This is a genomic window from Mesobacillus sp. QJM3NY_10, from assembly GCF_056173465.1.
In genome coordinates this window covers 2,514,868-2,526,870 of sequence record NZ_CM149675.1, presented here as the reverse complement: position 1 = coordinate 2,526,870, position 12,003 = coordinate 2,514,868, and the positions used below count along the sequence as shown (strand labels likewise).

13 protein-coding genes and 1 pseudogene are annotated in these 12,003 nt (G+C 39.5%); 6 read left to right on the top strand and 8 right to left on the bottom strand.

Annotation, left to right across the window (positions count from 1 at the left end; all coding sequences use genetic code 11):
- Positions 1–32 precede the first annotated feature (32 nt).
- Positions 33–803, top strand: coding sequence for a hypothetical protein (locus AC0VX7_RS12730; protein WP_475424514.1), 771 nt, complete (start codon positions 33–35; stop codon positions 801–803).
- An 81-nt stretch (positions 804–884) separates the two neighbouring features.
- Complete coding sequence (locus tag AC0VX7_RS12725) at positions 885–1,376, top strand: staygreen family protein (RefSeq protein ID WP_475424513.1); 492 nt, start codon at positions 885–887, stop codon at positions 1,374–1,376.
- Positions 1,377–2,026: 650 nt separating this feature from the next.
- Here the strand turns inward: AC0VX7_RS12725 and AC0VX7_RS12720 are convergent.
- The gene (locus tag AC0VX7_RS12720) at positions 2,027–2,587 is read right to left on the bottom strand and encodes a flavin reductase family protein (protein ID WP_475424512.1); all 561 of its coding nucleotides are present in this window, start codon (positions 2,585–2,587) and stop codon (positions 2,027–2,029) included.
- A gap of 135 nt (positions 2,588–2,722) precedes the next feature.
- Between AC0VX7_RS12720 and AC0VX7_RS12715 the strand changes: the two genes are divergently transcribed.
- Together AC0VX7_RS12715 and AC0VX7_RS12710 are read left to right on the top strand one after the other, a co-directional pair.
- A complete protein-coding gene (locus tag AC0VX7_RS12715) occupies positions 2,723–2,962 on the top strand; it encodes a hypothetical protein (protein ID WP_475424511.1) in 240 nt (79 codons plus the stop codon).
- A gap of 144 nt (positions 2,963–3,106) precedes the next feature.
- A pseudogene (locus AC0VX7_RS12710) lies at positions 3,107–4,345 on the top strand (MFS transporter).
- A 40-nt stretch (positions 4,346–4,385) separates the two neighbouring features.
- On the opposite strand, the gene AC0VX7_RS12705 reads toward AC0VX7_RS12710, so the two are convergent.
- On the bottom strand, positions 4,386–5,345 hold the full coding sequence (locus tag AC0VX7_RS12705) for a nucleoside hydrolase (RefSeq protein WP_475424510.1): 960 nt from the start codon (positions 5,343–5,345) through the stop codon (positions 4,386–4,388).
- A 99-nt stretch (positions 5,346–5,444) separates the two neighbouring features.
- On the bottom strand, positions 5,445–5,984 hold the full coding sequence (locus AC0VX7_RS12700) for a class I SAM-dependent methyltransferase (protein ID WP_475424509.1): 540 nt from the start codon (positions 5,982–5,984) through the stop codon (positions 5,445–5,447).
- A gap of 247 nt (positions 5,985–6,231) precedes the next feature.
- Between AC0VX7_RS12700 and AC0VX7_RS12695 the strand changes: the two genes are divergently transcribed.
- On the top strand, positions 6,232–7,473 hold the full coding sequence (locus AC0VX7_RS12695; protein WP_475424508.1) for a dicarboxylate/amino acid:cation symporter: 1,242 nt from the start codon (positions 6,232–6,234) through the stop codon (positions 7,471–7,473).
- 83 nt (positions 7,474–7,556) lie between these two features.
- Here the strand turns inward: AC0VX7_RS12695 and AC0VX7_RS12690 are convergent, their stop codons facing one another.
- A complete protein-coding gene (locus AC0VX7_RS12690) occupies positions 7,557–7,748 on the bottom strand; it encodes a YbxH family protein (RefSeq protein ID WP_475424507.1) in 192 nt (63 codons plus the stop codon).
- A gap of 212 nt (positions 7,749–7,960) precedes the next feature.
- Here AC0VX7_RS12690 and AC0VX7_RS12685 point away from each other — a divergent pair, with 212 nt between their 5' ends.
- Positions 7,961–8,605, top strand: coding sequence for an SDR family oxidoreductase (locus AC0VX7_RS12685; protein WP_475424506.1), 645 nt, complete (start codon positions 7,961–7,963; stop codon positions 8,603–8,605).
- Positions 8,606–8,666: 61 nt separating this feature from the next.
- Here the strand turns inward: AC0VX7_RS12685 and AC0VX7_RS12680 are convergent, their stop codons facing one another.
- The 4 genes from AC0VX7_RS12680 to AC0VX7_RS12665 all read right to left on the bottom strand — a co-directional run bounded on the left by AC0VX7_RS12680 (position 8,667) and on the right by AC0VX7_RS12665 (position 11,982).
- The gene (locus AC0VX7_RS12680) at positions 8,667–9,716 is read right to left on the bottom strand and encodes a mechanosensitive ion channel family protein (protein ID WP_475424505.1); all 1,050 of its coding nucleotides are present in this window, start codon (positions 9,714–9,716) and stop codon (positions 8,667–8,669) included.
- 125 nt (positions 9,717–9,841) lie between these two features.
- Complete coding sequence (locus tag AC0VX7_RS12675) at positions 9,842–10,558, bottom strand: YebC/PmpR family DNA-binding transcriptional regulator (protein WP_215035689.1); 717 nt, start codon at positions 10,556–10,558, stop codon at positions 9,842–9,844.
- Between the two features lie 143 nt (positions 10,559–10,701).
- On the bottom strand, positions 10,702–11,694 hold the full coding sequence (locus AC0VX7_RS12670; RefSeq protein ID WP_475424504.1) for an LLM class flavin-dependent oxidoreductase: 993 nt from the start codon (positions 11,692–11,694) through the stop codon (positions 10,702–10,704).
- Positions 11,695–11,697: 3 nt separating this feature from the next.
- Positions 11,698–11,982, bottom strand: a complete 285-nt coding sequence (locus AC0VX7_RS12665) for a DUF3219 family protein (protein WP_475424503.1) — start codon at positions 11,980–11,982, stop codon at positions 11,698–11,700.
- Positions 11,983–12,003: the final 21 nt, after the last annotated feature.

Here is a 12,003-nt window from a genome sequence, read left to right as displayed (position 1 = left end):
TGGAGATGTTAAGTATAACGGGGTGATGTATTATGAAAAAGGAACTATTAATCACGTTCAGCGCGTTCTTTTTTATGTCGTTAACCGCCCTTACCGGCGTATATGCAGGGGAATCTGCAGGGGAATCTAATGAAAAAACGGTGACGATTTCTGAAGAAAAAGTTGATGTAACGGGTGATGGAAAAAAGGATTTGATTTATGTAAAAGGAGTGCCTTTTGAAGAAGGTGCACAGTTTCTCAAAAAGATTTTCTTAAAAGTCAGAGCATCAAATGGAGAAATATATAAAATTGATCTAGATAGTGGATACGATCCCACTACTAGTTATAAAGATTTGAACCACGATTCCGTAAAAGACATATTTATCAGTGTTCCTACCGGTGGAAGTGGAGGTTTGTCGAATTTTTATTTATACACTTTAAAGGATTTCCAAGTTACCAATCTGACTGTACCAGAACCTCTTGCAGTCAACAGCCAATTTGAGGATGGTTACAAGGCTTCCATAAATATTCAGGAAACAGGGCAATCATACAGTTTTGACCTAAGCGACAGGAAAGAGGAGTACGAACGCCTGGGTTTATATCAGGATGGAAAGTTGAATGAACCAACAGAGCTAATGATTCTTCCTTTTGGCACATTAAAGCCGATTAAGGTAAAAGAAGATCTTTATGGGTTAAAAGGCATCCAGCGAATAAATGGTGCATATAATGCGGATGGAATTGCTAATATTGAATCGACATGGATATATGAAAAGGGGAAATGGCAATTAATAAACGCTGAAGTCAAAAACCTGAAGTCTCAATAATATAGGCGATTGTCACGGATCGCGGCTCAGTGGCATATGATATCAGAAAAGGATTCTTTTAGCGGGAAGGAGCCTTCTGCCGTGACCAAATTCAAGCCAGAACGATTGAGCGTTAACTTTATTCCACCAGCAACTGCTTTTGTACCAATAGATAACAGAAAGTATACTTTAACACATTCCGATATTACTGGAGAGCTGTTTCTAGCAGTCGGGAATGTCTATGATTACCAGGCAATCAACTATGAAATGCGGGATGAAGTATTGGCAGACTGGATCACCATCAATGGTGAATACTTGCTGTATGCTAAGGTGTATATCAGTAACGGGGAATACGACCTGAATATGTCCAGGATCCGTTATATGATTTTCAAAAAAGAGCTGGATTTAGCACTGACTGCGATGGTTTATGGAGATAAAAACTTCTTCACATACTATCCTTGGCTGCTCGATGCTCCAATTTATGTACAGTTTTCATCTATTTACCCAGAATTTAATCAGGTAGCTTACTACGGTACGCCAAGAATGTATCTTAACAAAGTGAATAAGGAAAAAACCCAAGAAGCACAGGCGTGATGAACCTGTGCTTTTAAAATTATTCGTTGATAGCAATCCTAGATAGAGATACATAATATTATTATGTAAACAAATAAAATGAATTGAAAGAGTATAAAGGAAGATTGGATTGACTTTGATTATAATGTTTTAAAGACAATGTAAATGAATAACTGGAAATATAAGAAATGATAGAGTTTTTAAAAGTGTCCGGTAAGTTTTACTTAAATGATCCAGAAGCCAGATTGATGATTGAATTTTTCATTGTAAAAGCATATTGAACTAACTAAAACCAGTTGTAGTACAAAACTAAATTGATTTGAGTAAAGTACAAATGGACGGTTAAGTGAATTAACTAATATAAAAAACTAAATAGAATTATGTAATTGAATTAACTAATAGAAAACTAAATTGATTTATGTAAAGCATAATGATGAATATGTGAATTTATGAAAATTTTGATTTTGTCTCACTGATTTAAGTATACTTAGTCAATGAGACGGTATTAAAAATCATTTGTTTAACTTCCTAGAATTTATGTTATGTAAACTAGAAAATAAGTATTTTATGAGAGATTAATCTGTACTCTTCTCCTCCCGACCTTACTAAAAAGAAACACGAAAAATCATCTGCACCTTTGGCTGATCACTTTTCGTGTTTTTAGTGTGCTTCTATTCCTCTATCTTATGCGAAGCAAAATCACTATGTTGATTTATATTTGTGTAAGTGGATCTTCCCAAATAAAGCGGAATCGTGAGCTCATCGAAATTTGGCATGCCGTTTTCCAGGAATTTATCTGGATCCCTGTAAAATTGGACGATATTTGCAACGAACCAATCGTGGTCACCGTAGCTATTACGGTCTATGACTTCACATTCATATGCTATATATGCATCACGCAGTATCGGTGAATTCGTTGCTGATCCGTGGTCGAAACTGATGTTCGCCTTTTCAAATTTGTTCACTTTTGAACCCGTATACACACCTGCTTGCTGAATAAGAGCAGAATATTCAAATGGCACAAAATTTATGGAGAATTTGCCTTCAGATTTTATGAGTTTGTAAGTATGACGTTCACGGCCGATGGCAACTCCGTAAATTGGCGGCTCGTAAGATATGTAGGAATGCCAGCCAGCAGCCATGATATTGTTTTCTCCGTTATGATTAACCGTCACCAATGCGACCATTCCTGGATAACTATGCATGACAGTTTGATTGATTAATTGAATCATTATGTATGTCCCTCCTTTTAATGTATAGCGCTGTATTTCTTAAGAAGCATGGGCAACTGTCTATTTTTCCTATTTTAATACCATCATATTTTTAGTCACATATCCTATATTGAATATATTATAGGAGGTTGCTCAATGAATTATCCTCAAACATATCTTCACAGACAAGATCAGCAGAATGATGAAAGGATTATACCTTTATTGTTCCTTGCTGCTGCCGCACCTGCATTTTATGGCGGTTATGGATTCGGTGGTCCCTGGTACGGTTACGGACGTCCTGGATACTGGTACGGCCGCAGACCATGGTATGGATTTGGCCGACGTCCATGGTATGGATTCGGTCGTCGTCCATGGTATGGAAGACCATGGTGGTAATTGAAAAATAAATGGAACTCCCTTTTCACCAGGGAGTTTCTCTCTTTTAATGAGGAAATTTATTCTATTATAGCAAAAAACTGAAATTTCGTATTGCGAAGTAAATTCAAAATCTTTAAAATGAAACAATAACTATACTACCTCATGATTAAGGGAGATTTTATGAACCGCAAAGTTTTTCTTTATGTAAAAGCATTTTCTGATCTTGGAACCTTTATGGATTTAATCGCAATCAATGTTTTGATGTATATTTCTACCGGAAGTCCTGCCTGGCTTGCAGCCACAATGGCGTTCCGTACATTAGGCGGTGTTTTATCGAGCTTGTTTTCCGGTGTTCTTGCTGACCGCTTTGACCGCAGGAAAATCATGATATGGACGGATGTTTTTCGAGCAATCATCATACTGATCTTGATTCCCTTCCCTAATCCGGTAATGATATTGGTTGTCTGCTTCTTGATTGGTTTGACGAGCAGCTTTTTTGCTGTAAGCTACAGTGCTGAAATCCCGCAAATTTTCGGTCAGGACAAGGTTTTAGAGACCAATGCTCTTATCTCTAGACTTACATCGATCAGCTAAGTTTTTGGGTTCATTGGTGCTGGATTGATTACAGACTTTCTCGGTTACCAGGTTACCTTGATCATCGACGCTGCTACTTATCTAATATCTGCAGCAGTATTGATTAAAATCAAGTGGCAAACAACTGAACCGGCAAATTCAGGTTTGATTACCAATGGATTTAAACAGAAAGTTTCCCAGATTGGTAGAGATTTAAAAGAAGTATATACTTTCATCCTTTCAGTGCCGATGTTATTGTATGTAAACATTGTTTTCCTAGTAGGTTCATTTGCCGGTGCCTCTCATAATCTTGGCATTCCTTTGCTGGCTGACACAATTGATTCCAGCAAACAAAGCTTGATTTACGGACTGATCTGGGGTGTCTGGGGAATCGGATCGGTGTTAGCCACAATTCTGCTGCCGAAAATGAAATTCCTGCAGGGTAACCACCTGTATCGTACATATTTTCTTGCAGCGATCTTGATGTCGACTGGCTTTATAACCTTTCTGTCAAATTTAAATATCTGGATTGTCCTTATGTTTGCGTTCTTTACCGGGATTTTTGATGCCTGCTTCACCACCCTGCACGCGACGATCCTTCAGAAAACAGATAATTACATCAGGGGGAGAATATTTGGCGTTGGCATGCTGTTAAAATCATTAGGATTCGCACTTGGCTTTGTCGTTGCCCCAATTCTGTTAGAAGCTCTTTCATTGGCTAAAATGGTCTGGATTTTCCACGGAACTTTGATTTCCTCAAGCATTTTAGTGATGCTATATTCAAATGCTAATAGGAAAAAGTATAAGGAAGTTAATCAAAGTGTATAACTGAAAAAGGAACTCCCTATTTTGCGGGAGTTCCTTATGTTTAACTTTTAGCTTGTGTGTCGCCCATGAAGACAAGAGTGAAATCTTCAATAAAAGCTGGTATATCTGCTTCCATGCCAATCCAATCCAGTTGATCTTCAGGTTCCTGCTCAGGTTTTGGCCTGAAGTCTGCAATACTTTTACCTCTTGCCCCGCCAAACAATTCAACGGTAACTCGTCTTGGCAGGTATTTCACCAGATTTTTGTTCACAAGGGCACTTAATGTGATCACATCATGGAGCGGCGCACCCTGGATGCCCGGGACATTCTTTTTATACGCATCAAAGTAATAATCATATACAGGTTTAATCAGATCCTTAAAAGGAGACTGGCTGTTTTGTGCAAGATAATCTATTACTGCTGGGGGAATGATGGCTTTATTAGTGATATTTAAAGGATGCAGAAATACGTTTCTTGCCTTTTCCAGCACCTGATTAGCCGCAATAGGATCGGCATAGAAATTTGCCTCAGCTTCGGCTGTGACATTGCCCGGTACGAGGAACGCTCCTCCCATGATATAAACAGCACTGACTGTTTTGAACGCTTCTTCGCCATATAAGATAAATGGGATCGCCAGTTCCGTTTGTCTTCCGACTCCGACGATTACTAGATTATCAGGGTACTGGTTAACAATATCAAGGATTTTGTTAATATCATAGACCTTTACTTCCCCCAAATCCTCTGGTGGCCTGATCGGACCAAGCCCCTCTTGTCCATGTATCTCAGGATAAAAGGTAGCCAGTTCACCTGATAAAGGTCCGGATGCACCTGCGATAATCGGTATATCCTCTCTTCCTCCCAACTGCAATAAATAGGCTGTATTATTTATTGCCTGTTCTTTTGTGATATTTCCGTACCCGGTAACTACCCCCACAACATTTAGTTCAGGATGAAGCAAGGCATACATAAGGGCCAATGAATCATCTACCCCTGAATCTGTAAACAACAGGATATTATACATAGCAACCCACCCTTTTTTTCATCTTACATATCTTATGACATATATCTCCTTCTGATGCTCCTTCATTATTTATGTTCCGGAATTAGCGATACAACCTTCTTACTCGATTGATTTCTGTATTTTTTGGCAAAAAATTGACTGTCGTCCTTCCTGCTCGTTTTCCTCAAAAAAGAGAATCTTCCACTCACTGAATTCTTTAAGCAACTCATTCGACTCCAGCTTGTATTGATTTGAAATATGCTCGTTCCCTGCTGCTTTTTGTTTGTAAAACGTTTCGAAGAATAAATATCCATCATCTTTGATTACTTGTTTTACTAATGGAAATAAAGAACGTTCCAGATAATATGTCATTACCGCTAAATCGTATTTACGGGTCGTTAAATCGGTTCTTTCTTTCGTAAGATCGGCTACTTTAGTTGTAATATTCAAGTCTCGGTTGGCTGCCTGCTCTTGAACATACATAATAGCAATGTCAGAAATATCAATAGCTGTCATGTCATAGCCCAGCTCTGCCAGGAAGAAGCTATTGCCTCCCAGTCCAGAGGCAAAGTCGATTGCAGTCCCTCCATTCAGGTAAGTAGCCATCTCTAGCAATCTTTTATTTGGTTCTGGAGAAGCCTGGTTAGTCAGCTTATCCATATATTTTCGATTCCATTTATCTTGAGCGTCCACTGTATATCACTGCCTTCTGAAATAAAAGTTAACAAGAATATACCATAGATGCATTACTCTTTCATTTTTACACTTTGTTTTTAAAATATTCTGAAAATATATTGCTAAATCCCTTAAAAATAGTCATACTTTTATTGTAACTAAATATTTATAATTATCAGTTATTTTGGTAAGCGCTTTCATATCTTATTATTTTTTATTAGGAGGAGATGAGATGTCACTAACTCGTAAGATCCTTTATGGTATGGGATTAGGTATTATTGTTGGTCTTATTTTTAATTTAGCTTTGCCTGAGTTGTTCGAAACAGTCAATAGTTATGTGTTGGTCCCTCTTGGGAAAATCTTTGTAAATTTGATTAAGATGCTTGTTGTCCCTATTGTCATCGTTTCTCTTATACTAGGAACTGCGGGCATTAGTGATCCTAAGAAGCTCGGCAGGATCGGCGGCAAGACGATTTCTTTCTTTCTCGTGACCACCGCAATTGCACTAGTTTTGGCGATTGGAATGGCACTTCTGGTTCAACCAGGTTCAGGCAGCTTCCAATTGGATGGCGCAAGTTTCGAAGCTGCTGAAGCACCGCCAGTTATTGAAACATTATTGAATATTATTCCTGCCAACCCTCTTGGAGCTATGGTTGAGGGCTCTATGCTCCAGGTGATCGCATTTTCAATTATCATTGGCTTTGGTATAGCAAGAGTTGGTGAAAAAGCATCTGGACTGATCAAATTGGTCGAACAGGCAAACGATGTACTGATGTATTTAGTTCAGGCTATCATGAAATTTGCACCATACGGCGCTTTCGGTTTGATCGCTACAGCAATCGGCAGCCAAGGGTTAGAGGCAATCGCAGCAATGGGTAAATATATGTTCGTAGTTCTGTTCGTCCTGCTGCTACACCTTGTGATTACCTATGGGTCAGCAGTATCTTTACTCGGAAAACTGAACCCAATTAAATTCATCAAGGAATTCTCGCCAGCTATGGTTGTTGCATTCAGTACATCTAGTAGTGCAGCGACCCTGCCTATTTCGATGAAAACATTGCAAAATAATCTCAAAGTTTCCAAAAGTGTCAGTGGTTTCGTACAGCCGCTGGGAGCCACGATTAATATGGATGGAACAGCCATCATGCAAGGGGTTGCCACCATCTTCATTGCTCAGGTTTATGGAGCCGAACTTGGACTGGGTCAATTATTGACTGTCATATTGACTGCGACCCTGGCAAGTATAGGAACAGCTGGTGTCCCTGGAGTGGGATTGATCATGCTTTCGATGGTATTAACTTCAGTAGGCTTGCCTGTTGAAGCCATAGCTTTAGTGCTGGGGGTTGACCGTCTCCTTGATATGTGCAGAACCGCTGTAAACATTACCGGGGATGCTGCTTGCGCTGTCTATGTTGCCCGCTCTGAAGGAGAAACTTTAGAAGAAGTTGAAATAGACGAGAATGTTACTGCATAATTTCTAAACTTTTAAGAGCAGCTGCTCAATTGATTTTGAGCAGCTTTTTTATTTGGGCTTCTGGAAAACTATGACGCTTTCAGTTAAAGTTCATGTGTGTCACAATATTCATCAATCAACTTTTCGATCTGATCAGGTTCGGGTCCTTCCGCATCAAAAGAAAATTTGATTTCTTCGATAAATTCCCCTTTATGGTATACATGAATAGCTCCATCCTGATTGATCACACTATATTCAGGTTCAAATACATAACCACTGCGTTCGATGGCTCCCATCCTTTTATCCCTCCTGCTTTGTATTCCTTTTTTGTATTCCCCAATGAGTGGTGATGATACCTACCTATTTAGCCTACATCCCGGGAGAGAAGTTAAATCCTTTTACAATCCTGAATAAAGGGTAGATTATATATACGTGGCGTTATACAGATCTTAATGTGAATAAGAGGTTTTGTTTTGTATGACCTAAGAATTTTTAAGGAGGTTCTCTGATGAAAGTACTCGTCGTAGGTGCTAATGGACAGATTGGCAAACAACTTGTTGATCTGCTTAAAGAAAGCAGCGAACATGATGTAAGAGCGATGCTGAGAAAACCGGAACAAACTCCGGAGTTTGAAGAAAAAGGTGTTGAAACTGTAATCGCCAGTCTTGAAGGTACAGTTGAAGACATCGCATCTGCCGCAAAAGGCTGCGATGCCATTGTGTTCGCAGCAGGTTCAGGAGGACATACAGGTTTGGATAAAACTCTGTTAGTGGATCTTGACGGCGCTGTGAAAACGGTGGAGGCTGCAGAACAGGCTGGGATTGAACGGTTCATAATGGTCAGTGCCCTGCAAGCTCACAAAAGAGAGAATTGGTCTGAAGCCATTAAACCTTATTATGTTGCAAAACACTATGCTGATCGCGCTTTATTGCAGAGCAGCCTGAATTATACCATCATCAGGCCTGGAGGGTTACTGAACGAACCTGGTACGGGTAAAATTGAGGTTTCTGAGAACCTGAAAACAGGCACGATTGCAAGAGTTGATGTAGCAAAAACCATATTGGCATGCTTGGATGCGAAAAATACATTCAAGAAATCCTTTGATTTAATTTCGGGAAAAACGGATATTGATGAAGCGATTCAAAGTTTTTAATAGGAACCAAAAAAGAGTTTACCGTGCTGGTAAACTCTTTTTCATAAGATGAAAAGCTCCGTCAATTTGTATCAATCATTTGAAAATTTACTGTTGGAAGCTGAATATTGTGTTCAACAAAGATGGCTGCGACCATATGTCTTAATTTACTTTCAATCTTTTCTTTGATTTCAAAGTTAACGACCGGTATTTCAATCAGGAACTCCATAGCCTTGCTATGAAAATCAATAAAACGAATATCAGGTTCCGGAGAATCAAGGATGCCATCTTCATTTTCCTTAATTTCATTAACTGCTTGTTCAAGCAGAGCTTGTACCATATGAGTATCTGTCCCAAAAGCGACACTCACCTTTACCTGAGCCATCATTCTTGCACTGGTTCGGTTCTTGACAATCTGTTCGATAAAATACTGGTTAGGGACAATCAGTGTCCCTTCCTTTGCAGTTCGGATGATTGTGGATCTTAAACGTATTTTTTCAACACGCCCGACCTTATCATTGATTTGAATGATTTCCCCTACTTCAATCGGTCTTTCAAATAAAATGATGATACCGGATACAAAGTTACCAGCAACATTCCTCATGCCAAAACCAATACCAATTCCAAGGACTCCAAAAACGGCCCCTATCGCAGTCAGGTTGATTCCGACACTGGTTAAACTTATTGCCAGAGCTGCAAACATAACGGTATAGTAGATGATTTGATTGAAAGTATATCCTAAGCCCCTGTCTACTCCATAGTAATCATAGACAGAGGATAAAATAAACTTATTGAATAGCTTAACTAACCTGTGCGCCAGCGAAACGATCAGGAAGGCAATAACAATAAGAAAGATTGTCACCTTCACTTCTCCATGGGTATATAACGGTTCAAATAACCATTCATTCTTTGAGAAGGTTAATAAGAGCAAAATGATGATGCCATAAAAAGTTACCCAGTCCGCAAGCGAATCGATGATCGGCAGAGATCTTTGGAAAAACCTCGAATCTTTGGCAGCTGAAAACTTAGCAACCCTTTTTATAAGCCAATTTCCTACAATAATAATCACTAAAAATACAGCAAGCCTTATAATATCCTCGCGTGAAATGTCCCTAATAAAAGTATCTACCATGTGTACCACCTGCAATTCCAATATATCAGTCTATTCCTGTAAAACAAGCGAATTAAACTTAACAGGTATACAAAAAACAGACCCACTCCTTTATAGAATGGGTCTGTTTTTGTATAAAAATTCAATTAAACTAAATCTACATTATGATATACCTGCTGGACATCCTCTAAATCTTCCAGGGCATCAATAAGCTTCTCGAATTGTTCCTGTGTTTCTTCGTCGAGAGTAACCTCGTTCTGAGGCAGCATTGTCAGTTCAGCAACAGTAAAGTCAGTGATACCGGCATTCCTGAATGCTTCCTGGATAGCGTGGAATTGATCAGGTTCACCGTAGATAATGATGGAGTCGTCTTCTTCAAGAATATCGCGTGCATCAACATCCGCTTCCATCAAAATTTCAAGTGCTTCATCAGCCGATTTTCCTTCAAACCCGATTACTGCAGTTTTGTCGAACATATAAGAAACGGATCCAGCTACTCCCATGTTGCCGCCGTTCTTTCCGAAAGCAGCGCGTACATTGGATGCAGTACGGTTTACATTGTTCGTAAGTGCATCAACGATCACCATGGAGCCATTAGGGCCAAAGCCTTCGTAACGAAGCTCTTGATAATTTTCTTCAGCTCCTCCCTTGGCTTTTTCGATCGCGCGGTCAATAATTACTCTTGGCACATTATATGTCTTTGCTCTTTCCAGGACGAATTTCAGCGCCTGGTTGGATTCTGGATTTGGTTCACCTTGTCTGGCTGCAACATAAATCTCAAGCGCGAATTTTGAATATACCCTGCTTGTATTTGCATCCTTGGACGCTTTCTTCTCTTTAATGTTGTTCCATTTACGACCCATAAATTCCACTCTCTTTCAACTTAGATCAGATAGCTGCATCACTTAATTTTTATAAAGCTATTTCGGCAGCTGCTCACAGATAATATTATACCTTAAATGGAAGATTTGTTAAGAGGTTAGTATACAATGGTTCAACGGTTGTCCTAAAGAGTTTCTCCGGCTATCAATTCATATGACCTTATTCGGTCCTCAGGTGAAAACGTGATGGTCAGGATCATGATTTCATCAGGGTTATACTTCTTGTGCAATTGAAGCAATCTATCTTTTACTTGCTTAGGATTCCCTATGATCATTTTTTGCTTTATTTTTTCTACAGTTTTATAATCTTTTGCCGAAAGCTTGTAATCCTTTGCGTCTTCAATAGAAGGTACACCGGAAGAGCCTTCTCCGTTTCCCTGCTGGATGCTCCATATAAGTGTGCTTAATGCAATTTCTTCCGCCTGTTCAGTGGTTTCAGCACAAATGGCCGAAACAGTCAAAATGGTTTGCGGAGATTCTATGCTTCCTGGCTTGAAAGAGTCATAGTAAACTTGCAAAATGTCTTGAGGGTCCTTGTCGCTCATAAATAATCCGAACGCATAAGCTATTCCGTAATCAGCCGCGAGCCTTGCGCTTTTTTCACTCGTGCCGAGAAGCCAGGGTTCTGGACGGTCATCTGGTAAGGGAGCTGCCTTTATTTTTGCTAATTCGCTTCCTTCTGGGTGATCATGATTAACAAAATGAAGCAATTCTTTCAATGATTCTGGAAGTTTCCAAACGTTTTGCAGGAAGTTGTCTGACAAAACATTGGTGACTTCTGCAGAGCCGCCTGGAGCCCGGCCGATTCCGACATCAATCCGGCCTGGGAACAATGTTGCAAGCAAATTATAAAGCTCGGCCACTTTGTAAGGTTTGTAATGTGGAAGCAATACAGCGCCAGAGCCTATTCGGATTTTGCTTGTCCTTGCGCCAATATACGGAAGCATCACTTCAGGTGCAGGACAGGCAAGCCCCGGGATATCGTGGTGCTCAGCAATCCAGAAACGCGTATAGCCCAAATTTTCGGCAGTCTGTGCAAGCAAAACAGATTCTTCCAGAGCCTCTTTGGCTGTCTGGTTCGCTGAGATAGGGGCCTGGTCAAGGATACTTAATTTCATGTCTTACTCCTTTACTTCTAATAAGGTTAATTGATATGTACCGACCTGTCCGCTTTCATATAAATTCGTAACAGAGGTCGAATACTCGACAATTTTTCCTCTAAAGGTTATTTCTTTATCAGGAACGTGTACATCAAATTCGCCTTTATATAATAATGTGGTTAAATCATGATACTCTTCACTTTTTACGGGAAATTCAATCGAAATCCGCCTTAATCCATTAAAAATGTCCATATCAAATTTATTGATCAGGATTGAATGATCATCAAAAACAATTTTGTCAACCAATGTATCCTCTCCTTCTAACTA